Consider the following 24,851-nt stretch of genomic DNA (forward strand, 5'->3'; position numbering starts at 1 on the left):
CTCCGCCCTGTTTCGCGTCAATCTATGGATAGTTGACGAGCTTCAAATGCTCGCTAACGCCCTATCCTGTCGGAAAGCAGCAATGCAATATCAAAAATGCAAGGAAATGTTCCTTCAACGCAGCGGCTGTCGCGCTTCGAACGCATGAACACGAAGCCGGTCGCGCAGGCCGGAGATCTCGGAGCGCAGCACCTCCATTTCGTCGACTGGCGCGGGGTCCTGCGCGGGCATCGACGGCAGTGGAACCTGTGGCCGGGGCGCCTGCGTTTTCTTCCTTGCGGGATCGGCGACGGGCCGACGCAGCCGCAGCAGGAAAGCCGCGGCAATGCCTATCGCAAGGCCCGCCGCGGCACCAGCCAGCCAACGGCCGGTCGGGCCATCGGTGCCCAAGACTGCGGTTGCCAATGCCGGCTTCAGGAGAACGATACGACCGTCGGTGGCGGTTTCCACCGCCGCGGACGTCGCCTCTTCGAGGCGCGAGCGCGCGGCATTGGCCTTTTCGCTAAGCTCGGTCAGGCGTGACAAATCGACGCCGGTGTCCCGGCTCTGGGCGATCAGCGTATTGCGGCGGTCGTTCAGGCCCTTGCGCGCATCAACGGCGGCCTTGGCAGCGAGGTTGGCAGCCTGGGCAAGACGGGTCAGCTCCTTGCCCATATTGTCCTTCAGACCGTCGGTTTCGGCCTGCTGCTGCAGGAGGCGCGGATGGCGCGGGCCGAGCTCGGCCGAAAGCTGCGCAAGCGCTGTCCTGGCGACGGCATATTTGTCGCGCCAGCTCTGCAGCGCCGGCGAAAGCATATCGGAGGGAAGCGAACCGTCGAGCACTTCGGCAAGTTTTGCCGCCTTGAGCCGGTCGGTCTGCGCCTTGGCGGCAAGAATATTCTGGTCGGCCGCTTTCAGATCGGCATCGAGCTGGTCGATCTGGCGGCGAAGATCGATCGCCACCTTGACGTTGCCCTCGCCACTCTTTGCAGTGAAGGCGGCAAGCTCCGCCTTCGCCTCGTCATAGGTTTTGCGCAAGGCGGCATCGGTTTCGACGTCGCGGGGTCCGTCTGCCGTAGAAACCGCTTTGGCAAGCCCTGCGGCGATGCGCATGGATTTGCCGCTGTCGCCGGTCGTCACCCTCACGAGGATCGTGCCGGCAGCGGCATCGGGCAGTATCTCGACCGCATGCTTCAGCGTCGCCTCGGCGCGCGAGGCCGGATCGGCGGCAGCACCGGTCGCCGAGAGGAGATCGAGCGCGACGCCGAGCGCATTGGCGCTGGTGCCGGCAAATTCGGGATCACGATCGAGTTTCAGGGCGGCGACCGTCGATGCAACCATGCGCGCCGACAGCAGCCCTTTTGCCGCAGCCTGGGTGAAGGCAGCGCGGCTTGCAGCATCACTCTTCACCGCAAGTGTCGCCTCGGCACGGTAGAGGGCCGGCGAAGCCGGCATCAGCGCCGGCAGGCCCGCGCCGACGATCGTCGCGGCGGCCACCATCATCGCAAGACCAATGCCGCCGACGCGGCGGCGCGGCGCGGCCGGTCGGGGCTCGACGGGTTCTTCACGAACCGCGGCCAGCGGTTCGGGTGAGATCACAGGCTCGTCGGCCACAACACTCAGCTCTTCATCGCCCGCCGGCTCCTGAAGAAGCGGATGGCCGACGTCGTTGGCGGCCCGGAGGCGGTTGCCGAGGATGGTTTCGATGCGGTCGACCAGAGGTGCCGTGCGCACCGTCCTGGCGCGCTGCTCCTCCAGCACGCGGCCGATGGCGCGCAACAATTCGGCCTCGGGCGGCGCGATATCAGGCCGGCTCGATCGGGGCGCCGCATAGGAATCGTCATGGGGGCGCGGTCCTGTGGCTGCGCGATCCTGGAAGTTGTTTCTAGCCCTGATATCGTACATTTGCGCCACATCTCATGCACATGATGGCCGGGTTCGCTCATCCGCACGGACGCAGATGATTAAGCCACTCTAAATATTCATGGCAAAGAAATGGTTAACCGCAGCGGGCAAGAATTGTTGAGTCGCGCGACGCTATGAGGTCAGCTTGCCCTCTTATGGTCCGACCGCGGCTGCAGCGCGCTGCCGTGCTCTTCCGGATGGCTAAGGATCCTTTCGCGTCGGCGGAAGCGGTAGCGCAGGACATGGAAAAGGAAGACCGGGATGCCGACAACGTAACGGCGCCAGAGGCGCGTCGGCTCCTGCAGCAGGCGATAGGCCCATTCCAGGCGCATCATCCGCACCGTCCTCGGCGCACGCGGGACGGCGCCGGAGACGAAGTCGAAGAGAGCGCCCACCGTCAACACCAGGCGCGCATGATCGGCGCGAATATGATCGTGAACCCATTTCTCCTGCAGCGGCGTCCCCATGCCGACGATCAGGATATCGACCTTCTGGCGCTCGAGCTCCTCGATGACATCCGTAGGATCGACCTTGTCGAAGTAACCGTCGGAAACGACGACGAATTCGTGCCAGGGCGTGTGCCTGCGGAAGTTTTCCGCCGCCGCCTCGACGACCGAACGCTCGCCGCCGATGAGGCCGATGCGACGCGGCGCCTCCATGAAGGTCAGGAAGGCCGGCACGAAATCGGTGCCGTTCAGATTGGCGGGAAACGGCGAACCATGGGCGATCTGCGATGCGATATTGAGGCCGATGCCGTCCGGCAGCACCAGATTGTGCGACATGATCCGGTAGTATTCGTCGTCGCGCAGCGCGGTCAACATGTTGTGGGCGTTGACGAAGCAAACCACGGTCTGGCCGACGGGAATGGAGGCCAGCTCGTTGATGAAAACGAGGGCGTCGTCCCAGCCGAGATCGCAGACCGGCAGATCGAAGATCGTCCGCCGCGATGCGAGCACCGCGAAGTTTGCAATCAGATTCATTCCTACCTCCTGCCGAGGGTGCTGCATGCGCCCGACATCCCGGAAAACAAGCCCATATTTCCGCACCGGAGGTCTCGAAAGGACCGGTCGCGTCCCGCCGGACGGCGTCGCTCCGATCTCGGATAAGCGGCGCATGCCAAGCTGTGACTCCTGATATAACAGGACGGCTTCAAACAACCCTTAGGAAAATTCCTTGGATTTCCATGCTCGTATAAGTAGATTATTAACCACATGCGCCAACGACAAGCGGCGCCCTCGGGCGCCGTTTGTCGTCGATGAGCTAATGATGCTTAGTGGGTCGCCGGCGTCGGTGCTTCGGCGGCCGGTGCGGTCTCGACGATCTTGACAGGTGCACTCACCTTCTTCGGCTGGCCGGCGGAGCTTTCCTTGACCTCTTCCTTGGAGAGATAGTCGAGCTGTTCCAGCATCACGTCGGCAACGTATTCGCCGCCGAGGCGCTCGTTCATGCCCTTCTTGATTTCCTCGCGGAAGGCCTTCGGATCGAAGGACTTGATGTGGGCGATATCGACCATCTTGTTGCCGACGAGCAGGCTGAAAAGCTCGTCCGTCGTCATCTCGCTCAGCGGCAGCGTCACGCCTTTCAGCATGTCCTTGTTCATCATGAACGAAACGCGGCCGAGGAAGTAACCGGTGATCGCACCGTTGCCGATGATCGGCACCGTGATCGTTTCGCCCTTCACCAGTTCAAGAGCGCTCTGCTTGGAATCCGTTGCTGCGGGCGCCGGCGCCGTCGCCAGGTACACCGAGAAATAGACCGATGCCAAGGTGATGGCGCAAACCCAGACACCGGTGAGGACGAGCTTGATCATCAGTTTCCACGCGCGGCGAATTGTTCCTGGGAATAGGTGCCGTCGGCATCGGCGTCCTGAACCGCGTTCTTCAGGAGGTCGGCGACGGCGCGAACCGCTTCGAGATGCGCCTCGACGCGACGGGCATTCAGAACCAGTTTCTTCTTCAGTCCGTGCAACTGATCGAGATGGGCAGCGGCAAGCTCGGACGGATCGGTGTCGCGGAAAAGCATCGACAGCTCGTAGAGGCAGCGGCTCTTATGCGCGTTGGAGACCTTGAGATCGAACTGCGGATCATTGCCGATCCGGGTGTTCTCATTGTCGATGATCATTTCGAGGCGTCCGAGAACGGATTTGATCCTGTATTCGTTCGAAACTATTTCCATTGTAACCCCGGTTATGCGTCGTTTGGAGCATGATGCCGAAAAGTGTGCGCGGTTTTCGGACCACGTCATGCTCTAACTATTTAATTGAGAACAGGATTCGGATTTTAGGCCAACGGGCCTCAAATCATCTTGTTCTGTCGGTCTTGGCTTCGGCGGTCGGCGTGCCAAAGGTCTTGCGCTGGAAGTCGTCGATCATGCTGAGCGCAGTGTTGCGGTCATCATCGTTGGTGGAGGCATTGATGACTTTGCCTTCCTGCCGGCGCAATTGCTCGCTGTACATCTGCTTGGCGATACCGATGCCGTCTCCCTTGGCCATGGTGTTGCCGAGCTGTTCGGCCATCATGCCCTTCCAGATATCGCCGGTCGCGCCCTTGCCGTATACGTCTTCACTTTCGCTCGGCAGCATGGACTTGACGAAATTCTGCAGGACCATGGCCTCGAACTTCCGGTAGCTTTCCGGAACGTCCTCCGCCTTGGTGCGGTTCTGGATGTTTGCGAGGCCGCTCTTCTGGCCGATATGATCGAGAACGTCGACCGTATTGGAGAAGCCCTTGCCATTCTCGGCGAGGCTTGTTGCGGCAAAGGCCGCACGATTTGCCTTCAACTTTTCCTGGGCTGCCTGAACCTCCATGGGGTCGGCAGCTTTGACAACATCCAGGACCAAATCACTGGGGGGCGAAATAGCCACGTTACAATCCTCTGAATTTAAGATCGTAACGACTATGGTTTTTGAAGCTTGCTGGAGGCTGGCGTTGCGAATTGCTGATCGATGACATCGTAGATGGCGTTGTCATCTGCCTCGCGGCGCTCGGCCTCGAGAGCTTCCTTCATGCCGTCTTCGAGGCGGTCGCCCTTGGCCCGCTCGCGTGTCAGCCGCATCTCGTGGACCTGCTGCATGCCGGTCAGCTGCTGGTCCTTGATGGTGAGCCTGCCGAATCGATCGGCGTAATTCTGCGAGAAGGCGTGGTGGACGGGGTCCATCGAGCCGAGCGCCAGGATGACATCGTCCATCGCCACATTGACCTCGACACGCTGACGGCTGGTTTCGGCCAGGTCGTTCTCGGCCATTCTTTCGATATGCCGCTGCACTGAGAGCAGCCGCTTGAGCTTTTGGGAGCGCTTCTTTTCGATCATATCCGCCTCATCGCCCGATATAGATCGAGCCGAAGGACTGGCCGAACTGGTTGATCAACGCCGCGATCGAGAAATAGATCAGGAAGAGCCCGCCCATCAGCAGATAGGGCGTGGAAATGAAGTAGACCGGGATCTGCGGCGCCAGCTTGTTGATGAAACCGATCGAGACGTTGAAGATCATGCCGTAGATCAAAAACGGGCTCGACAGCCGCAGCATGATGTAGGTGGTCTGCTCCAGCGTGTCGGTAAAGGAGATCAGCGTCGCGCGCATCTGCATCAGGCCGCCGAAGGGCATGGTCGTGTAGGAATCGATCAGCGCGCGGAAGACGATGTGATGAAAATCCATGATGAAGAGAATCATGATGCCGGCAAAGGTAATGAAGCCGGAAAGGCTGGTCTCCGGCGTGTCTTCGAGGATGTCGGCGGAACCCGGCTGGGTGTAGCCGACCATCATCGCGATGATCGTCGCGGCGAACTGCATGCCGATCGTGTAGATCCTCGCCAGCATGCCGTACATCACGCCGATCAGCGATTCGCTGAAGATCAGGCCGATATAGGTTCCGGCACCGGTGTGAACGGCCGGATAGACGGTGTCCCAGAGCAACGGCATGACGGCGATCGAGAGCGCGCCGGCGATGAAGACGCGCAGCTGGTCGGGCACGCGCGCCGAGGAAAAACCCGGAAGAGCCAGCACACAGCCACCGATCCGGCAGAAAACCAGAAACAGCGCGAGAACGGTCCCTTGCGGGTCTGCTATCATGAAATAGAGCCCAAAATCTTTATCTCGATGCCCTTGGCCAGTTCGACATGCGACAGGACCGGGAGCGTGGCGAACAGCCGTTCGATGATCATGCGCACATAGGAGCGTGTTTCCGGCGATGTGACAAGGGCGAATGGCAGGCCCCGATCCATGAACTCACGGATAACTTTGGTGGCCTGCTCGCTGAACTCTTCCAGGCTGCGCGGATCGATGTCGAATTCGATCACCTCGCCCTTGGCGTCGCGCTTCAGCGCCTGGTGGAAAGCCAGATCCCACTTGCTGCCCAGCCGCAGCACACGCAGCACGCCGTTGTCGGCGAGGTCGCCGCAGAGCTGCTGCGCCATGCGGATGCGGACGTGCTCGACAATCTGCTCCGTTTTCCTGACATGCGGGGCAAGCTCGGCCACCGCTTCGAGAATGAGGTGCAGGTTGCGGATCGAGACGCGTTCGGCAAGCAGCAGCTTGAGCACCGCCTGCAGGCCCGAATAGGACATGTGCGACGAGCAGATCTCGTCGGCAAGCTTCTTGTATTCGGGATCGAGCCGATCGATCAGCACCTTCACGTCCTTGTAGGACAGAAGCTGCGGCAAGTTGTTGCGGATGACCTCGCTCATATGGGTCAGCACGACGGAGACGTTGTCGATCGGCTGGAATCCCTCGCGTTTCAGATCGTCGGCGAAGTTTTCGAGGATCGAGACGGCAGGCATACCGAAAGCGGGTTCACGGATTTCGTCGCCGGGAATGCTCGGCCGGCGGCCGGCGCCGGTCACGACGAGAACTTCGCCGACGCGCAGCAGGTTGGAGGCGACCGTCGTGCCGTGGATGCGGATCTGATAGGACTTCTCGGCAATGGCGATATCGTCGGTCACCTTGATTTCGGGCACGACGAAACCGTATTGTGTGGCGAACTTCTTGCGCATCTTCCCGACGCGGAAGGCGAGCTCCTGGTGGGCGCCAAGCAGGCGCGTCGAGACCATCTTGCCGAGTGCGAGCTCAATCTCCGAGGTGCGCAGCACCGACTTGACCGAATCCTTTTCCAGCTCCTTGCTCTGGACGACCTTCTTTTCTTCCTGCTCGCGGCGAAGCTTGTTTTCAGCTTCGACCTGACGCGGGATGAACCAGGCGCCGAAAGCGAGAAGACCGCCGAGGATTACGAAGGGGACAAACGGCAGGCCCGGCATCAGGGCCAGCACGAACATCAGCACGGCCGAGACGGAAAGCGCGCGGGGATACCCGCTCAACTGGTTGACGACCGCCTGGTCGGTCGAGCCAACGGTGCCGCCGCGAGAGACGAGAAGGCCGGCGGCGAGCGAAACGATGAGGGCCGGCATCTGCGAGACGAGGCCGTCGCCGACGGAGAGCTTGACGAAGACGTCGGCCGCTTCGCCGATCGGCATGCCGTGGCGGAAGTAGCCGATGATGATGCCGCCGAAGACGTTGATGCAGGTGATGATGAGGCCAGCGACGGCATCGCCGCGCACGAACTTCGACGCACCGTCCATCGCACCGAAGAAGGAGCTTTCCTCCTCGAGTTCCTTGCGCCGGCGCTGGGCTTCCTTTTCGTCGATGATACCGGCCGAGAGATCGGCGTCGATCGACATCTGCTTGCCGGGGATGGCATCGAGGGTGAAACGCGCACCGACTTCGGCGATACGCGTGGCGCCCTTGGTGATGACGATGAAGTTGATGGTGATGAGGATCAGGAAGACGATCAGACCGATGACGAAGTCGCCGGACATCACCAGGCTTGCGAAACCGGCGATGACGCCGCCCGCTGCTTCATGGCCCTCATTGCCGTGGGACAGGATGACGCGTGTCGTCGCGATGTTCAGCGCCAGCCGGGTCATCGTCGCGATCAGCAGAATGGTCGGGAACGACGAGAAGTCGAGTGGTTTCTGGATCCACAGCGAGACCATCAGGATCAGCACCGAAAAGGCGATCGAGAAGGCCAGTCCCATATCGATCAGGAAAGGCGGGATCGGCAGAAAGAGAATGCAGATGATGCCGATGATGCCCAGGGCAAAACCGACATCGCGCAGGCTCGGGGCGACTTTTGGAAGGGGCAGTGCAGGTGGTTGCGCCATGACGATTCCGTCTCTTCATGAGAGGAGGCGGACATGCGGCCCGCCCAATTCGGATCGAGAGTTAAATGGCGAAGCTTGCGCGAAGGTGGCCCGACCGTTGCGCACTTTTGCTGGAACTGCTCCAGAGCATGATGCCGAAAAGTGTGAGCGGTTTTCGGGCGACATCATGCTCTAACTATAAAATGTAGAACAGGATTCAGATTTTGGGCCGACCCGGCCTAAAATCATCCTTTTCTAGAAGCCGGACTGGATGCGCGAAAAGACCAGATTGGTGAAAATGGAGATCTGCGAGCCGGCGAAAGGTGCGGTGACGCCGACCGTGATCAGCACCGCGACGATCTTCGGCACGAAGGTCAGCGTCGCTTCCTGCACCTGGGTCAGCGCCTGGATCAACGCAATGATGAGACCAACTGCCATCGCGACGATGACGGCGGGACCCGCGGCAATCAGGACGGTCCAGATCGCCGCCTGGAACAGATCCAATGCATCAGCTTCATTCATTTGAAGGCAACCTCATATCGCCTTGAAGTGGCCCCGCCGTGGCCGGACCGCCATTGATTGGTATCAAGCGCGCCATACGGCGCACCGGCGCCGTTAGTATCAGGTATCGCTGGTCGGCGCCTTGTCGGCAACAGTGATTCCCGCCTGCACGAGTATATTACCGCCAGCCGAGGTTGTCGCAATGATTCCATCGGAATAAACCTTGACGGATTCGATGGTGCCTTTGACGGTGCCGTCGGCGCTTTCCATGTATTTGCCGACGTAGCCGCTGGCCTGGGTGAGGCTCGAGCTGGCGAGCAGCGTATCCAGCTTGGTGTTGGTCTGGATCGTCTGCTCGACCTGCGAGAAGCTCGCCAGCTGCGACATCTGCTCGCTGGCGTCGACCGGATCGGTCGGATCCTGGTTCTTCATCTGCGCGATCAGCAGCTGAAGGAAATTGTCGTAGTTCAGCGTCGCCTTCTGCTGGGCCGTGTTCGTCGTACTCGTCGAACTCGTTTTGGCCACGCTTGACGTTGCATCTACCGCCATGGTGCAATCTCCCTGCGAATCTGCTCGACCATCGTCGGCGGCATTTCGTGGTTGTTGAGGATATTGTCTTCGATCGCGTAGAGGCCGCGGATCGCCTTCAACGCATCGAAGGCGCGGCCCGTCGAGACGAGTGCATCGATGCGCTTCAGTTCGGCGAGGATCTCCTCGTTCTTGAAGCAGGAGAGCAGCATGGTGATCGACTTGCGGAACAACGCCGTCGAGTGATCCTTGCCCTCAGGGTTGATGAGGATCATCTGCGCAATGAAATAGAGCTGACGCAGCGGCGTTGTGGCGCCCTCCGGCTGGAGGACGTGATTTTCCAGAAGGAACGTCACATCATTCAGGAATTCCAGCGCGACCTTGCGGTCGACGCGCAGGACAGCGCCGTTGATGAAGATTCTTTCTCCGGCTTTCAGAGAAATGCGAAGTGTACTTTTCATTTAAGTCCATCCCTGATGATGGTGGTAACGTCGATGATGCCCTGGTAGTTATTGGACTGACGTTTTCTGATCCTGTCGCATTCCTTCAATATCCAGATTGCGATCGAGATGAGGTTGGCCCTGAGCCCGATCTCCAGCTGGTTGTCGGGATGTTTGAGATCCTCGATGAAACTGATCCACACCCGGCGGGTATAAAACAGGGCTTCAATGGCTTCCCGGCCGTATTTTTCCTTTTCGCGCGCCAACGACAGCAGGTCTATGGACCGGTCGAGAACCTGCCATTCCCGCTCTTTCGCGTCGGCCACCGAGTCCTGCATGACTTCGGCATATGAGAACTGATACATTCATGCATCCTTCTTTATTGCGCGCCTTTGCTCATCAAAGGTAGTTTACTAGACTCAACTGCTGGATCTTCGAGACGATCGTGTAAGCGGTTTCAAGCTGCGTTTCCAAAGTCTTGACGAGGGTCGAGGCTTCGTAAGGATCGACACCCTGGAGATCGACGAGCTTGTTCTTGATGATATTCGACTGGGCATCGAGGGCGTCGTTGGACTTCTTGACGCGCTCCTGCGAAAGGCCGAGCTGGCTTGCCTGCGTCACCAGGCCGCTGGTTGCCTTCGTCGTATAGCTGATCGCCTGCTTGGACACCGTGCTCATCGCATCGCTGCTGAGATCCTGGCCCAACAGCGCCGAGGTCATCACCGAGGCGAGCGCGAAGTAACGCATGCCCTCGGAATTGGCATTGGTCGAGGATTCGATCACTTCGGAGTTGCTGATGCGGCTCGTCATGTTCTGGTTCGATGCCTGCGACCAGCCGGTCGTCGCGTTGGTCCAGTTGGCCTGGCTAAACATCGGCTCCACCGTCGTGGTGATGAAGGTGCTCATTTCGGCGCCAGTCAGATCTTTGACCGCCTTCGGGAGTCCTGCCGCATAAGCGTTCAGGGCCGTAACGATGGCGGCACTCGTCGCGGTGGTCTTGTCGGTCAGCGGCTGCACATCGGTATTGATGCCGGAGAACAGATATTCGCCGTTTACCATGGTATTGGCCGTGTCCATCATGGTGGACAAGGCGCTGGTGGCGGACTGGATGGCGACGGTGATGCTGCCGGGGTCGTGGCTGCCCTGGAGCGCCGTCAGCTTCGAAACCAGGCCATCGCCGACATCCTTCATCTTGGAAAGGCCGAGCTGCGAGGATTCCATGCGCGCAGTGACGAGCGAATTGCTTGCTTTGATCGAGTCTATCCTGTCGACCTCGCGGCTGAAGTCGACGCTCCTGGCAGCGTTGCCGCCGAGCGAGATACCGATATCCGCATAGACGCCCGTCGTCGCTTCCATCGTTGCCTTGGTCATCTGGTTCTGCCCCTGACGGATCGTCAAGCGCATCGCGTTCTGAATGGCCGAACTTGAAATAAAAGAGCTCTTCATGGCTTAACTCGCAATATCCAGCAATGACTTCAACATTTCGTCAACGGCGTTCAGGATCTTGGTCGCCGCCTTGTAGGACTGCTCGATATCGAGGAGCAGCGTCAGCTCCTCGTCGAGGTTGACGCCCGTCTCATTCGAATAGGCTTCGTCGGAGCGTGACAGCGCCGCCGAGGTGTTTTCCGCCGCCGTCGTGGCGTTGCTGCGGTACTGCTCGAGCCAGCCGAGCGAATTCGTCGCGAATTCCATGATGCTGACGTTCGAATCGATGCCCGTCGTGGCGTCGAAGCCGACCGTCGGTCCCGCCGCCGGGTCGAAATCGATGTCGGAGCCCAAGGCGGTATAGAGACGATCGAGGTCCGTCGTGTAGCCGCTGAGGTGGGTAGGATTGTTGACGAGGCCGGTAGCATTGATGCCGCCATCGCGCAGGCGCATCGGATCGCCGCCCTGCGAGGTGATGACGGTGCTGCTGACGCTGATGGTCGACGCCATGCCGGCAACCGCGGTGGCGCCGGTATCGACCGTGCCGCCGCTCCAGGTGAAGAGACCGGGCACATAGGCCGGGCCGGCCGCCGTGTTCTGCTCCTTGAAGAGCGAGACCAGGCCGCGGGCGATTTCGTCGAGCTGCTTCTGGAAGTTCGGGGCGATCTCGTCGCGGACCTGGAGGAGAGACTGAAGGCTTCCCTGCCCTGTCGTCGTCGATCCGCTGCCGCGCGGAAGGGCCACACCGTCAACATAAACCGAATTGCCGACAGTGGTGGCGGTATAGATATCCTGAGACTTGAACGTCACGGTGCGCGGAACCGTCTCGAAGAGGATCGTCCCGTCAGACGTGCTCAGCACCATGTCGTTATTGTCGCGTGTCGTCGTGTTGACGCCGACGATCTGCGAAATCTGCTTGAGAGCCTTCTCACGTTCGTCGAGAGCTCCGGATGCATCCGCACCCGAGGCCGTGGCGGTCTTCACCGCATTGTTGGCCTTCTCGAAGTCGCTGAGGAGCGTGTTCAGCTTATCGACCGCGGTGGCGATCTGCTTGTCGGCGGTGGCGCGAACGTCCTGAACGGATTGCGAGGCATTGTTCAGCGAGTTGGCGACGTCCTGGGCGGCGGTGATGGCGCCCTGGGCGGCGACGGTGCTGCCCGGCGTCGTGCGGAAGGCCTGAAGCTTCTGCTGAAAAACACCGAGATAGGTGGATGGCGACGTTTCGTAGTCGTTGCCACCCACGATCGACTTCAGGTCCTCGAGACCGCCGAGCAACGCCTGCTGGGCGCTGTCCTGAGAGGATGTCTTCAGGTATTGACGCAGCAGCGCATCTTCCTGCGCCCGGTCGATCTTGACGACCTGGGCACCGTTCAAGGACGTAGTGAGCATCGCCTGCCGGCGCACATAATCTTTGTTGCCCGCATTGGAGATATTGTTCGATACCACGCTGCTCTGAGTGCCGGTATTGTTGAATATGTTCTGCGCGGTATTAAGTGCGGATGTGAGCGACATGGCTTACCCGGTACCTTGCTTATCTCTTGAGGTTGACGAGGACGTCCATAATGTCGGACCCCGTCTGGAACACCTTGGAATTGGCGGTATAGCTGCGCTGCGATTCGATCATCTCGGTCAATTCGCCGGCAAGGTCGACGTTCGAGCCTTCGAGGGCGCCTGACTTGATGGTGCCGAGACCGTTGGTCTGCGGGAAGCCGGTAACGGTGACGCCGGACTGACCGTTGGCGCTGTAGACGTTGCCGCTCTGGAGCGTCAGCTTGTCGGGGCTGGCGACGTTGGCGAGCGGGATACGGTAGAGCGGCTTGTTGGTGCCATCCTCGTACTTGGCGTAGACGATGCCGTCGCCATCGATCGTGACGTCCTTGACCGGGCTTGCCGCCTGGCCGTTCGGCGTACCCGTGCCGGCAAAAGCGGCGCCGAGCTGCGTGAAGCCGGAGAGATCCATTTTGATGGTCTGACCGGTCACAGTATCGGCGATGTTAACAGAGCCCGTCGAGTTGGTTATTTTACCGTTGGCGTCGAAATCGAGCGTGGTTGTGCCAACGGCGCCGCCAGCGCTGTAGGGAAAGGAGGTCGTGCCGCCCGTTGCCGCATTGGCGTTGCGGAAGATCGCAACTTGCCAGCTGCTGTTAACGGCAGGAGGTGCCGGCGGAGGCGTCGCCGCGACCGAAGTCTTGGTGAAGTAGAAGTCGTACATCACCTTGTTGCCGAGCGTGTCGTAGGCGACCATCGAGAACTTCTTGGTGTCGGCCGTCGTGGTGGCGGCGTTGGCGCTCGGCAGCGTCGCAGGAGCGACCGGGGCGATGTTGGCGCCGGAATCGAGATTGCCCTTGAAGACCCCGGATGTCGAGGCGATGGCGGTCAGCCCTTCCTGGTTGACGTTGACAGGAACGAGGCCATCGAAGCCGTTGACGACGACAGCGGGAGAGCCGGCGTCGTAGGAATAGCCCATCAGCATGAAGCCGGCGGCATTGACGAGATTGCCTTCGTCGTCCTTGGTGAAGTCGCCGGCGCGGGTCAGAACCGGCGTGCCGTCCGCACCCTGAACGATGAAGAAGCCGTCGCCCGAGATCGCAAGGTCGGTGCCCGAGGTGGTGTAGGAAATATCGCCCTGGTCGGAGACAGACTGGCGGACCGAGGACTGAACGCCGCCGGAATTGTAATTGCCGCCCGAGGAAGGCAGAACAAGCGACGAGAAGCTCGTCGACACGGACTTGTAACCGGTGGTGTTAACGTTGGCGATGTTGTCGGCGACCGTGCTCAAGCGGTTGGCCTGAGCGTTCATCCCCGATACTGCCGTCTTCATGCTGCCGAAAATGCTCATCTGAAAACCTCGTTTTACCTGTTATGCACGAGAGTATTTGTCGGGCCTTGCGTGAAGCTGTCTGTCATGGCGAGTTGCGAGGCCAACTTTGAGGTTCAGCCGGGCGCCGCCGCCCGACCGGGAAAATCAGGCCCAATCGATGCAGTAGCCAAGGAAGCGCTTGGAATCGACCGGATCGACGCCGAGCTTCTTGCGCAACTTCTTGCGCAGCTTCGAGATGTGGCTTTCGACGACGTTCTCCTCGACCTCTTCATCGAAGATGCCGTAGATAGCGTTGAAGATCTGGGTCTTGGTGACCCGGCGACCGCGATTGGCGATCAAATATTCGAGGATGCGGCGCTCGCGCCGGGGAAGTGCGAAGACTTCGCCGTTGATCTCGGGGTCACGACCATCCGAGTAGACGCGGATCCCGCCGATCTCGGTGTAATTGGTGATCGCCTTCAGCCGGCGCCGGATCGCAGCCGCCCTTGCGAGGATCTCGCGGGGATGCACCGGTTTGCGCACCACGTCGTCGACGCCGCAGTCGAACAGCGCAAGGGTGTTTTCGAGCGAGTGCTGGTCGCTGACCGCAATCACCGGAGCCATCGACCGATCCCGGATCGCCCGGGGCAGTTCGAAGTTGCGCTGGCCCTGACCGATCAGAAAGGCCTCGACTGCAGCTATATCGGAATCAGCGGCGGTCTGTACCCACTCGCCGAATTCCGCCGGATCAAAGCCGGTAGAGGGAATGCCCTCACGCCCGAACAGAGATGTGTATCCATCTTTCACGAGCTCACGCTCATCAACCACTACGATCATTCGTCCGCCTCCGAATCAGTGTGGCACTTCGATGATCTATGGGTACGAATCGCACGAATCGGCGACAACTCGTTAAAGTTAATGGCAGAAACTAATAATTGATTAAGATCTGTGTAGCGATTTGATCTATATCTAGTGGGTACGCCTGATTATGCACACCAAAATTTCGTGGAAAAGTTAACGGTCGGTTAAATATAACTTGCGCAGGGATTCACGCCGGATTCCTGCCACATTGTGACACAGTTTCGTCACAATACGGCTCTTCCCTCTTTGGTTGAATCAATTTTGACAAAAGTTACTCGCATTGGGAGTCCACTTGCCATAGCCCGTGGCGACCAGATTGGCGATGACGCGGCAGACATATTGCTTCTGTGCCGGATTGTTGTTGGGTCCGGCGTGGTATCTGGCTACCGCCATCGTCCATGTCTCATGACGGTCATGCAGGTTGCGAAGGAATTTTGCAGCATACTCCACGTTGCGATGCGGGTCGAACATCTCCTCGGCGGAGCCGAAGTTTTCGCCGTGATAATAGTGGTTGATCTGCATGCAGCCAATGTCGATGAGCTTGGCACCGCTGTTGCGGGCGACATCGAACTGCCTCATGGCGTCCTGCTCCGAGGGCGGAAAGATCGCTTTGCCTTCGACGTTCATGGCATAGGGATAGAGCGAGCCTTTGCGGCCGGTCTCCGTCAGACCGACCGAATAGAGGATGCCTTCCGGGATGCCGTATTTAGCCGCTGCCGACTGGATTTCGCGTTCGCAGGCGCCGGTGGAGGCAACCGCCTCAGAGGTAAACGCCGCCAGTGCCGCTGCTGCCACCAGTACGAGCGTCCTCAATACCAGTCTCGCCTGCACCATTGAAGCCTCCGTCCGTCCGCTGTGCCGTCTGATTGTGGCGCTCGCGCGCCTCGCCGCCCTGGCCCTGCTGGGGAGGCGATTGCTGCTGGGAGGCCTGGCCCTGGTTGCCGGCGTCGGGACGCTCGACCGGCGCCATGCTGATGGTGACGTTTTCGACTGCGTAACCCTGGCTGCGCAGAGCTTCGAGAATCTTGCCGTGATCTTCCTTCATTTGACGGTAAGCCGCCCCGGTTTCGACCTTGAGGTCGACGTTCAGGGCGTCGCCGGACAGGCGCATGGTCGCCGTCACCAGGCCGAGATCGAGCGGGTTCATCTGGATCTTCAGCGTATTGACCACCTTGCCGGTGCTCGTCCATTCCGCTGCGTTGGAGAGCGCCGAGCTCGGCTCCATGGCGCGCGCCCATTCGAATCGCCCGAGAGAGCAGCGGTCACGGCGGCGGAATTCGAATTCTGCATCAGGCCGATATAACGGCGCGATTCGAGCACCGAAACGTTTTCGACATCGGTTTTCTTCGAGCCATCTTTCTGACCGGCCTGATCGGTGCCGATCTGGACATCCATCGAGACGCCGCGGCCATCGGCACGGCTGATCCTAAATGTTTTGCCATCGGCAGCTTCGGCAGCCTCCGATCCGGGAACCTTGATATTATCTGCCGTGCCACTCTCGACGTTGCCGCTGACTGCGGCAAGAGCGTCGGACGCATGGCCGCCCGCCGTATCGAGTTTCTTGTCGGCCGTTCCAGCCTCATCGACCTTGGCGGAGACGTGATGCGCGGCTGCCGCCGTCGGCAAGGTCACTGCACCATCGGCAGGTTCCTGCTTCAGCAGGCCGAGAACATCGGAAATGCCGCCGTCATCATCGTCGCTGGCGTTGTCCTTATCGGTTTCCAGCGCGTCGGCCTTGGTGTGTTTGCCGCCCTTGGCTGCCGGAGAGACCTCGTCTGCGGGACTGTCCTTCGGATCGAGCTTGCCGAAGGCGAGATCGGCCGGCATTTTGATCTCAGCCTTTACGGGCTTTGCCGCGGCCTTTTCAACACTGGCAATCGTTTCCGGCTGAACATCAGCCTGCGCCCTCAGAACGGCGTCGCCAAGATCGATCAACGGCTTTGCGCCGTTGCGGCCGCGGATCGTCTGCGCCGCTTTCTCGGCGCTGCCATCGGCAACCACGCCCTGATCCGGCTGCGCATCGTCGGCATCGTCATTGGCAGCACTGCCGCTTGCCTTGGCCAGCGCGTCGGAGAAGCCGTTCTTTTGGCCGGCGGCATCGTCTTTTCCGGCCGGTCGCGCAGATTTCGCAATCGCGGCGGACTCCGCACCGGGGGCTCCGCCCGAGACGCTCATATCCATCATTGTTCGTTGCCTTCCTGCGCCAGAAGACCGTCGATCTCGTCGAGCTTGGATCGATTGGTCGTCACAAATGCGTTGAATGAGGGGTCGGTATCCCGGCTTTGGCCAGTCGATGCCACACCTCCTGGAACAGGCTCGGGAAGCGCGCTTGGCGTTCCCGGTTGCGTAGCTATAGCCACAGCCTTTTCAGAAGTGATTTCTTGATGGTCAGTGTTAGGATCCGAGGCTTGCGTCAGGCTTGCCGGGTCGGGAGCGCGCAGGATCTGCTCGGCAACCGATCGCGCCGCCTCCTGCAGCGCCTGATCCCGCGGCGAAAGCGCGTTGCCGTCGATGCCGCTGACATTCTTCGCTGCCCGGTCGATATCCTCTGTCGGAAGGCCGGCCATACCGCCATAGAAATCCGCGAGCGGACCGAAGGCATTGTCGGTGCCGGCGCCCAGCGACTGCACACGTTCGACCGCCATGCGCGCCAGTTCCGGCTTGCCTGATATCGCGGCTGCGCGGGCAATACGCAAATAGACCTCGCGCTGGCGCGGAGCGTCCATGAACGACAGGATGTCGATGACGTCCTGTGGTTTCACGTCGTGATCGTGACCGACGACGAGCGTGACGAAAAGATCGGCGAACTGGCTGGCATAGGGCGAATGCAGGAAGCGTCTGACATAACGCTGCGAATAGGCCATTCCCTTATCAAGCATTCCCTTGTCGACGCAGATGGCAACGGAGCGGCGCAACGCCGCCTCCTCGACGATCGTACCGGGTGCTGCAAGACGCGCCTGGTCGTAGAGATCCAGCGCGTCAGCCGGTTTCGTCGCGATCAACACGTTGCCGCCGATCAGCGCAAGATAGGGGCCGATCTTCTTGTCGCGATATTCCCTGGCCGTATCCACGAGCGTCTTGGCGACGAGGAGCCCCTTGCCGCTCAGATATTTGCGCAGCACATCGGTGACGCGGTTGTCGAAATAGCCGTTGACGTCGTGGGCAATCAGATATTCGAGCGTCTGGGGATTGCCGCCGCTCATCGCGTAGATCAGCGCTGCGTCGACATTGCGGTCGTCGTCGAACGTCGAAGGATCGACGGTGCGCAGCCGTTCGTCGATCGTGCCCAGCATGAAGCGCTGCATCTCGCCGGCCGAATGATCGCCACTGACGACGGAATCCTGCACGAATTGCAGCGACCGCAGCATCTTGTACGGCGCGAGATCATCCGGATCCTGTGCATTGCCTGCGGCCGGCGAAAACATCGCCAGGCCAAGGGCCACAAATCCGACGTAGCGATGCTGCCGACGCGCCATTCGACTATCCTTGATCCGCCTGCACCAGAATCTCGATCCGGCGGTTGGTCGCGTTGAACGGGTCAGACGGCAGCTTCAGCCGACGGTCGGCGAAGCCGGAGACCTGCGAGATGCGTTTCTCGTCGAGCCCGCCGCGCACAAGCATGTAGTAGGCGCTCTGGGCACGATCCATCGAAAGCCGCCAGTTCTCGTTCTGCGTGCCCTTATACTGGCGCCCGTCCGTGTGGCCGCGGATGGCAACCGCACCATCCCTCGCCTTCAGGATCGCGCCGATCTTTTCCATGGCGAGCACCATTTCCTGGCGCGGAACTGCAGAACCGATATTGAACATCGAATCGTCGGTCTGGTCGGAGATGCTGACCAGCAATCCGCCCTCGGACGCCGTCACGCTCAGGCCTTCGGCGAGCTTGCCTGCAACGCCGCCGATCTGCTGGGCGATCTCTGCCTGCAATTGCTCGGCTTCCTTCTGCTGCTGCTCGGTCTCGGCGGCGCGCTTGTCCGCATCCTTCTGGTGATCGGCGTCTTTCTGAGCTTCGGCCTTCTTGTTCTCGGCCGACTTGCCGGCCGGCGCCTTGCCGTCCCTGGCGTCGACCGCGCCCTTGGTTTCCTTGGTTTCCTTGGTCTCCTTGGTTTCCTTGGCGGCCTTCTGATCGGTGGTCAGCGGTAAAGGCTTCATATCCTCGACCTTGGCGATCTCGCTTGTCTCGCTCTCGACCGCCTGCTGGTCGCTCTTGCCGGGCGGCAACGTCTTGCCGGCCGTCGTGACCTCAACCTGTTTCGTCCAGAAATCCGGATCGAAGGGATCACGATAGGCCTCGCCGCCATCGGCGCCGGTGGCCGGGCCGGAATCGGCGGCGCCGCCGTCGCCCTTGGCGCTGACATTGGCCTGCTGGCCGACTTCCTGGGCGATTTCGGCCAGAACCGAATAAGGATTTTCGAAGAAATCGGCCTCGGAATAATTGGTTTGGTCGCCTGATGTCGATGTCTGGTCGTCACCATCGGCCGCAGCCTTGCCGTCGTTCGGATCTTCTTCCTTCTGTTTCGACTTCTCCTGCTTCTCCTCGCCCTCGGCGTTGTCGACGGGCTTCTTCAGGCCCTTCTCGGTCGGCTTTTCGTCGGAGAGTTTGATCGGATTGAAATAGGTCGCGACCGAGGCCTTGGTCTCCTCGTTGGCGGCATTGACCAGCCACATGACCAGGAAGAACGCCATCATCGCCGTCATGAAGTCGGCATAGGCAATTTTCCACGCACCGCCATGGGCGCCATCGTGATCACCGCCGCCATGTCTCTTGACGATAATGATCTCGTTCTTGCCGTGGTGGTGGTTTTCGCCTTCGCTCATTCGAGAACTTTCTTCAAGCTGGCCGCCCAGGCGGACATACGGGTGACGATAACGGAATCACCGATTTCGACGGCAAGATCGATATCGTCGGTCTCAATGTGGCGAACCGCGCTAGCATGTTCACCGAGCTCGGCCTTCAAGATGTCGAAAAGCCGGGTCGGCCCCCTGACGACGACCGCTCCAGCCGCGCCTTCGAGGATCGCGTCACGCAGCAGAGAGGCGAGGCTCTCGGCAGCCTTGGCGGCAAGCGCCTCGGTCATCACAGGCGCGATGGCAACGGCGGCGCCGGCGCTGACCAGCTGCGCGACCTCTTCGGCGATATCGCGGATGCGGGATGCAATGACCGCCGCCGCCTCGACTTCGTAACGCAGCTTCAGCTCTTCGAGTTCACGCGCATGGACTTCCGCCAGCATCCGCGTCTCGAGTTCGTATTTCTCAGTCAGTTTCACGGTCGCTGCAGCATGACCTTCCGCATAGGCTTCGCGGCGCTCCGCCTCGACGTCGATCGCCGGTTCGCTCGGCATTTCGGGGAAAGCGTCGCCGCCGAAATCGTCCATATCAAGGATCGGCGCTGACGATTCCGGTTCACCGAAATCCTTCAAATACCGGGAAAGCGTAATGCTCATAAAAAACCATCCAGCATTCGGGAGGCATGCAGCATGCCCGCCCCCGCCCAAAGTGACCTTGCGCGCCGGCATCCCCTTCGAAACGGGCAAGGGCCTGACCCTGCGCCGGCACGGATCTGAACGATGCCTTCATGCCGGAAACTAAGAAGTCAAACTTGCGCGAGGATGAATGGCGCCGCCGCCACCCGTGATCGCGCCCCCCCCTACTCCAGCAGGATCAGGACCTTGCTGGCGGCGGTGTTGAGGATCGAGATCGCTTCGACGGCCATCTGCTTCTGGGTTTCGATCGCCTTCTGCCGGATCGAAGCCTCGTCCATGTCGGTATCAACGAGCGCACCGACGCTCTTGTCGATCGAATCGGACAGATCGGCGGTATAGTCGATCTGATCGTCGATGCGGGTCTTCATCACGCCGATGGACGCGGCCGTCGTCGTCAGCGAGGAGAGCAGCGCGTCGGTGACGTCAAGCATGTCGGTAAGTTGCGCATCGGTCGTGCTCTTGCCAATCGCAATTTCGGTACCGGTCGCCGGCGTGGTGGAATTGGCGTTCAGCAGATAATAATTCCGCGACGTCGTGCCACTGTTATTGATCGCATTGGCATCGACCGCCTTGGTGAACAGGCCGCCGCTCGCATTGTTCTTGTCGACGAGAATGGTCTGCGAGGATGGGAAATCGATGGTCTGGGCCTGATATTCGCCGGTCGGAGCGCGCACGAAACCAGAGATGACCTGCCAGTTCGGCGGCGCGGCGGTATCGCCGTTCAACAGCCAATTTTCACCCGCAAACGACGTCGATTCAACGACCGTCTGCAGCTGTTCCTTGTACTCGCCGATCTCGGCGTTGATCTTGTCCTTGTCGGCGCCCGGCTCTCTTGCCGAAACCAACTTGGCGCGAATGTCGCCTATGAGATCGATCGCCGAGTTCATCGCCGTGTAGGTGGCATCCACCTTGGCAGCGCCGAGACCGAGCGCATCTCCGATCGTTCCGAGATTGGTGCTGTCCGAGCGCATGACGGTCGCGACCGACCAGTAGGACGCATCGTCGGCGGCCGTCTCGATACGATACCCCGAGGACACCTGTTGTTGGGTCTGGTTGGCTTCTTTGTTGATGCTGCGCAGCACCGCAAGCGCATTCACCGCGGCCGCGCTGGTAATCTTAACGGTCATCGACAGGTCTCGGAATCGGGGTGATAGGGCAGGCCGGATTGCCGGCGGCGACTGAAGTGGCGTCATGCCTCCGGCAGAGTTTCTACCGGCGTGTCGCAAAAGCAAATCAACTCGAGGCGAAGTTAACTCGATAACAACCTGTTGGGCAAGAGCGCAGCACTGAGCCTGGCGCAGCGATCGAAGTGCCGACCAAGGCTTTGATATAAAAGAATAAACCGCGCCGTTTCGGGCGCGGTCCAGGAGGGTTTTCGATTGCTGCCAGACGATGGCGCAAGATTCGGTCCAGCTTCAGCGTCTGATTTAGCTGCGGAACAGCGTGAGGATGTTCTGAGCGCTGGAGTTGGCGATCGACAGTGACTGGATGGCCAGCTGCTGCTGCGTTTGCAGCGCGGTCAGCTTGCTCGATTCCTCTTCCATGTCGGCATCGACGAGGCGGCCGACGCCCGAGTCGATCGAGTCGCTGAGCGCGCCGACGAAGTTTTCCTGCAGCTCGATGCGAGTGGAAATCGAGCCGAGCTGCGACGCAGCCTTGGTCATCGCTTCGAGGCCGGCCTCGATTGAGGTCAGGGCCATGGCGATCTCAGGTGAGCCGAAGGTGCTGATATCCATCGAGTAGATCGAGCCGATTGTACCGGATGATGTGCCGAGAATGCCGGAGCTCGTCTCGATCGTGCCAGTCGTGGTCATGCCGAAGAGGACGTTGCCCGCGGAGCCCGAGTTCAGAATGTAGTCCGTTGTCTTGACCGAGACATTGCCGTTGCCATCGCGCACGAAGGTGGAAACGACGCTCTTGGTGCCGTCAGCGCCGGCAACCCAGTTTTCACCGGAGAAGGAAGCCGATTGCGCGATGCTCAGGAGCTGCTGCTGCAGCTGGCTGATTTCTTCCTGAATCTTGGTCTTGTCGACGCCCTTTTCGGTCGCGGCAACTATCTTCGCCTTGATTTCGCTGATGATGTCGATGGCGCTGTCCATGGCAGAGTAAGCGGTGTCGACCTTGGCGGCGCCGAGGCCGAGAGCGTCGGAAACGGCGGAAAGTGCCTTGTTGTCCGAACGCATGGTCGTTGCGATTGACCAATAGGCGGCGTTATCGGCGGCCTTTTCGACGCGGTAACCCGACGATACGTGGTTCTGCGTCGTCTCAAGGCTGTCGTTGATGCCGCGGAGTGTCTGAAGAGCGGCCATCGCCGCGACGTTCGTCAAAATGCTGGTCATAAAATGATTGCCCCTTGTTGGCAGATGGAAAAAAGGGACATTCCGGAAAGCTACCGGGAACGGGGACCAGCCTCATGCCTGTTAACCGGTTCTTAAATTTGGTTAACCCGCCGTCTCGTTGACCGCAGAAGACAGCATTATGGTTAATCAACAGTTAACGGAAATTAAAAAAGCCGCGCTCCATAGAAGCGCGGCTCGATTCTGGCTGCCCGCCGGAGACCGGCGGGCCGACGTTTCCAAGGGTTATTAGCCGCGGAACAGCGTGAGGATGGTCTGCGAAGAGGAGTTCGCGATCGACAGCGACTGGACCGCCAGCTGCTGCTGGGTCTGCAGGGCGCTGAGCTTGGAGGACTCTTCTTCCATGTTGGCATCGACGAGACGGCCGACACCGGAGTCGATCGAGTCGCTGAGAGCGGATACGAAGTTTTCCTGCAGTTCGATGCGCTTGGAGATCGAGCCGAGCTGAGCGCCGGCGCTGGTCATGGCCTTCAGAGCCGATTCAACGTTGGTCAGAGCCGACTGGATCTGGCCGAGGGTGAAGGTGGTGATGTCCATTGCGTAGACAGAACCGGTCGCACCATTCGAAGTACCGAGGATACCCGTGGAGGTTTCGACCGCGCCGCCGCTCATGCCGAACAAAACGTTGCCCGTGGAGCTGTCGTCGAGAATATAGTCGGTCATCACAACCGAAACGGCGTTGGAGCCGTCGCGGACGAACGAGGAAACAACGTTCTTGGTGCCGTCAGCGCCAGCAACCCAGTTTTCACCGGAGAAGGAAGCCGACTGAGCGACGCTCAGGAGCTGCTGCTGCAGCTGGCTGATTTCTTCCTGGACCTTGGCCTTGTCGACGCCGTTTTCAGTGGCGGCAACCAGCTTGGCCTTGATGTCGCCGACGACGTCGATGGCGCTGTCCATGGCGGAGTAAGCGGTGTCGACCTTTGCAGCGCCGAGGCCGAGAGCGTCGGAAACGGCGGAAAGTGCCTTGTTGTCAGAACGCATGGTCGTTGCGATCGACCAGTAAGCGGCGTTGTCGGAAGCCTTGCCGACGCGATAGCCGGACGAAACGTGGGCCTGGGTTTCCTGGAGACCCTGGTTGATGCCACGGAGAGTCTGGAGGGCTGCCATTGCAGCGTTATTGGTGTTGATGCTCGTCATAGTTTGCTTGCCCCTTGTTGGCAGATTTTAAGAAGGGACATTCCGGATTTTCGGCCGGCCCACAGCGATCAGCATCATGCCTGTTAACCATCTCTGTTAGGGTTAACTCGCCGTTTCGATGGGCCTAGAAAACAGCAAGATGGTTAAGGAAAGCTAAATCAGGATCGGAAATTAATCAAAAATATCTGAGGCTTAAAAGGTTTTTCATTAACCTTATATTAAAACATTTCGCGGCCGGGGATGACCCGGCCGCGAAACTTGGAAACCTTGTGCCGGCCGGTCTTAGCGGAAGAGCGACAGGATGTTCTGCGAAGAGGAGTTCGCGATCGACAGCGACTGGATCGCCAGCTGCTGCTGGGTCTGCAGGGCGCTGAGCTTGGAGGACTCTTCTTCCATGTTGGCGTCAACGAGACGGCCGACACCGGAGTCGATCGAGTCGCTGAGAGCGGACACGAAGTTGTCCTGGGCGTCGATGCGGCTGGAGAGCGAACCGAGAGCAGCGCCGGCGCTGGTCATGGCCTTCAGAGCCGCTTCAACGTTGGTCAGAGCCGACGCGATCTGGCCGGAGGTGAAGTTGGTAATGTCCATTGCATAGACAGAACCGGTCGCACCGTTCGAAGTGCCGAGGATACCCGTGGAGGTTTCGACCGAGCCGCCGCTCATGCCGAACAGAACGTTGCCCGCAGAGCCGCTGTTGAGAACGTAGTCGGTCGTCTTGATCGAAACGGCGTTGGAGCCGTCGCGGACGAACGAGGAGACGACGCTCTTGGTGCCGCTAGCGCCGGCAACCCAGTTTTCGCCGTTGAAGGAAGCCGACTGAGAGATGCTCAGGAGCTGCTGCTGCAGCTGGCCGATTTCTTCCTGGACCTTGGCCTTGTCGACGCCGTTTTCAGTGGCGGCAACCAGCTTCGCCTTGATGTCGCCGACGACGTCGATGGCGCTGTCCATTGCGGTGTAAGCGGTATCAACCTTGGCAGCGCCGACGCCGAGCGCGTCGGAAACAGCCGAGAGAGCCTTGTTGTCCGAACGCATGGTCGTTGCGATCGACCAGTAAGCGGCGTTGTCGGAAGCCTTTTCGACGCGATAGCCCGACGAAACGTGGTTCTGCGTCTGGTTGAGGCCCTGGTTGACGTTACGCAGCGTCTGGAGAGCGGCCATTGCGGAAGTATTCGTGTTAATGCTTGTCATAAGTCTGTCCCCTGGAAAACTAGATACAAAAAGGAGGACATACCGGACTATAGTACCGGCGATGACGGACCAGCTTCATGCTACTCGGCGCCTTTTTTGTTTGGCCCAAACCCGT

24 protein-coding genes and 1 pseudogene are annotated in these 24,851 nt (G+C 60.0%); all 25 read right to left on the minus strand.

The window, feature by feature from the left end; translation table 11 throughout:
- Window positions 1–114: 114 nt before the first annotated feature.
- The 25 genes and pseudogenes from ACS4RR_RS23175 to ACS4RR_RS23295 all read right to left on the minus strand — a co-directional run bounded on the left by ACS4RR_RS23175 (window position 115) and on the right by ACS4RR_RS23295 (window position 24,736).
- Window positions 115–1,884 (minus strand): GumC domain-containing protein, encoded by a 1,770-nt coding sequence (locus ACS4RR_RS23175; RefSeq protein WP_260110092.1) that lies wholly within the window; start codon window positions 1,882–1,884, stop codon window positions 115–117.
- A 140-nt stretch (window positions 1,885–2,024) separates the two neighbouring features.
- Window positions 2,025–2,864: a WecB/TagA/CpsF family glycosyltransferase gene (locus tag ACS4RR_RS23180; RefSeq protein ID WP_170262887.1), complete on the minus strand. Its 840-nt coding sequence runs from the start codon at window positions 2,862–2,864 to the stop codon at window positions 2,025–2,027.
- 290 nt (window positions 2,865–3,154) lie between these two features.
- On the minus strand, window positions 3,155–3,694 hold the full coding sequence (locus ACS4RR_RS23185; protein ID WP_260110091.1) for a hypothetical protein: 540 nt from the start codon (window positions 3,692–3,694) through the stop codon (window positions 3,155–3,157).
- Complete coding sequence (locus ACS4RR_RS23190; protein WP_130715633.1) at window positions 3,694–4,059, minus strand: hypothetical protein; 366 nt, start codon at window positions 4,057–4,059, stop codon at window positions 3,694–3,696. Before ACS4RR_RS23190 ends, ACS4RR_RS23185 begins: the two co-directional genes overlap by 1 nt.
- A 124-nt stretch (window positions 4,060–4,183) precedes the next feature.
- On the minus strand, window positions 4,184–4,747 hold the full coding sequence (locus ACS4RR_RS23195) for a rod-binding protein (RefSeq protein ID WP_260110090.1): 564 nt from the start codon (window positions 4,745–4,747) through the stop codon (window positions 4,184–4,186).
- Between the two features lie 32 nt (window positions 4,748–4,779).
- Window positions 4,780–5,193, minus strand: a complete 414-nt coding sequence (locus ACS4RR_RS23200; protein WP_222386371.1) for a hypothetical protein — start codon at window positions 5,191–5,193, stop codon at window positions 4,780–4,782.
- A gap of 7 nt (window positions 5,194–5,200) precedes the next feature.
- Complete coding sequence (locus ACS4RR_RS23205) at window positions 5,201–5,953, minus strand: flagellar biosynthetic protein FliR (RefSeq protein WP_017967054.1); 753 nt, start codon at window positions 5,951–5,953, stop codon at window positions 5,201–5,203.
- Complete coding sequence (flhA, locus tag ACS4RR_RS23210) at window positions 5,950–8,037, minus strand: flagellar biosynthesis protein FlhA (protein WP_017967053.1); 2,088 nt, start codon at window positions 8,035–8,037, stop codon at window positions 5,950–5,952. Before flhA ends, ACS4RR_RS23205 begins: the two co-directional genes overlap by 4 nt.
- Before the next feature lie 234 nt (window positions 8,038–8,271).
- Complete coding sequence (gene fliQ / locus ACS4RR_RS23215) at window positions 8,272–8,538, minus strand: flagellar biosynthesis protein FliQ (RefSeq protein WP_017967052.1); 267 nt, start codon at window positions 8,536–8,538, stop codon at window positions 8,272–8,274.
- 99 nt (window positions 8,539–8,637) lie between these two features.
- On the minus strand, window positions 8,638–9,066 hold the full coding sequence (flgD, locus tag ACS4RR_RS23220) for a flagellar hook assembly protein FlgD (protein ID WP_260110089.1): 429 nt from the start codon (window positions 9,064–9,066) through the stop codon (window positions 8,638–8,640).
- On the minus strand, window positions 9,057–9,506 hold the full coding sequence (flbT, locus tag ACS4RR_RS23225) for a flagellar biosynthesis repressor FlbT (RefSeq protein WP_003556571.1): 450 nt from the start codon (window positions 9,504–9,506) through the stop codon (window positions 9,057–9,059). The genes flgD and flbT overlap by 10 nt, the downstream gene beginning before the upstream one ends.
- A complete protein-coding gene (gene flaF, locus ACS4RR_RS23230) occupies window positions 9,503–9,850 on the minus strand; it encodes a flagellar biosynthesis regulator FlaF (protein ID WP_027666404.1) in 348 nt (115 codons plus the stop codon). The genes flbT and flaF overlap by 4 nt, the downstream gene beginning before the upstream one ends.
- A 34-nt stretch (window positions 9,851–9,884) precedes the next feature.
- Entirely contained in the window at window positions 9,885–10,931 is a 1,047-nt protein-coding gene (locus tag ACS4RR_RS23235) for a flagellar hook-associated family protein (protein ID WP_017967049.1), read from the minus strand.
- A gap of 3 nt (window positions 10,932–10,934) precedes the next feature.
- Entirely contained in the window at window positions 10,935–12,422 is a 1,488-nt protein-coding gene (gene flgK / locus ACS4RR_RS23240) for a flagellar hook-associated protein FlgK (RefSeq protein ID WP_260110087.1), read from the minus strand.
- A gap of 19 nt (window positions 12,423–12,441) precedes the next feature.
- Window positions 12,442–13,749, minus strand: a complete 1,308-nt coding sequence (locus tag ACS4RR_RS23245; RefSeq protein ID WP_017967047.1) for a flagellar hook protein FlgE — start codon at window positions 13,747–13,749, stop codon at window positions 12,442–12,444.
- Window positions 13,750–13,875: 126 nt separating this feature from the next.
- Window positions 13,876–14,547, minus strand: a complete 672-nt coding sequence (gene rem / locus ACS4RR_RS23250; RefSeq protein WP_017967046.1) for a transcriptional activator Rem — start codon at window positions 14,545–14,547, stop codon at window positions 13,876–13,878.
- Between the two features lie 279 nt (window positions 14,548–14,826).
- On the minus strand, window positions 14,827–15,384 hold the full coding sequence (locus ACS4RR_RS23255) for a lytic transglycosylase domain-containing protein (RefSeq protein WP_260111095.1): 558 nt from the start codon (window positions 15,382–15,384) through the stop codon (window positions 14,827–14,829).
- Window positions 15,332–16,755: pseudogene (gene fliK / locus ACS4RR_RS23260) on the minus strand (flagellar hook-length control protein FliK). Before fliK ends, ACS4RR_RS23255 begins: the two are co-directional and overlap by 53 nt.
- Window positions 16,752–18,047, minus strand: coding sequence for a chemotaxis protein MotC (motC, locus tag ACS4RR_RS23265; protein WP_260110084.1), 1,296 nt, complete (start codon window positions 18,045–18,047; stop codon window positions 16,752–16,754). The pseudogene fliK and the gene motC overlap by 4 nt, the downstream one beginning before the upstream one ends.
- Before the next feature lie 4 nt (window positions 18,048–18,051).
- Window positions 18,052–19,389: a MotB family protein gene (locus ACS4RR_RS23270; RefSeq protein ID WP_456189464.1), complete on the minus strand. Its 1,338-nt coding sequence runs from the start codon at window positions 19,387–19,389 to the stop codon at window positions 18,052–18,054.
- Window positions 19,386–20,015, minus strand: a complete 630-nt coding sequence (locus tag ACS4RR_RS23275; RefSeq protein ID WP_260110082.1) for a hypothetical protein — start codon at window positions 20,013–20,015, stop codon at window positions 19,386–19,388. The genes ACS4RR_RS23270 and ACS4RR_RS23275 overlap by 4 nt, the downstream gene beginning before the upstream one ends.
- Window positions 20,016–20,218: 203 nt before the next feature.
- On the minus strand, window positions 20,219–21,181 hold the full coding sequence (locus ACS4RR_RS23280; protein WP_170281090.1) for a flagellin N-terminal helical domain-containing protein: 963 nt from the start codon (window positions 21,179–21,181) through the stop codon (window positions 20,219–20,221).
- 300 nt (window positions 21,182–21,481) lie between these two features.
- Window positions 21,482–22,393, minus strand: coding sequence for a flagellin N-terminal helical domain-containing protein (locus ACS4RR_RS23285; RefSeq protein WP_017967039.1), 912 nt, complete (start codon window positions 22,391–22,393; stop codon window positions 21,482–21,484).
- Window positions 22,394–22,639: 246 nt separating this feature from the next.
- A complete protein-coding gene (locus ACS4RR_RS23290; RefSeq protein ID WP_222299321.1) occupies window positions 22,640–23,548 on the minus strand; it encodes a flagellin N-terminal helical domain-containing protein in 909 nt (302 codons plus the stop codon).
- A gap of 282 nt (window positions 23,549–23,830) precedes the next feature.
- The gene (locus ACS4RR_RS23295) at window positions 23,831–24,736 is read right to left on the minus strand and encodes a flagellin N-terminal helical domain-containing protein (protein WP_222386379.1); all 906 of its coding nucleotides are present in this window, start codon (window positions 24,734–24,736) and stop codon (window positions 23,831–23,833) included.
- Window positions 24,737–24,851 lie beyond the last annotated feature (115 nt).

Source organism: Rhizobium zaerense (assembly GCF_051810725.1).
In the GTDB taxonomy this organism is placed as follows: Bacteria; Pseudomonadota; Alphaproteobacteria; order Rhizobiales; family Rhizobiaceae; genus Rhizobium; species Rhizobium leguminosarum_I.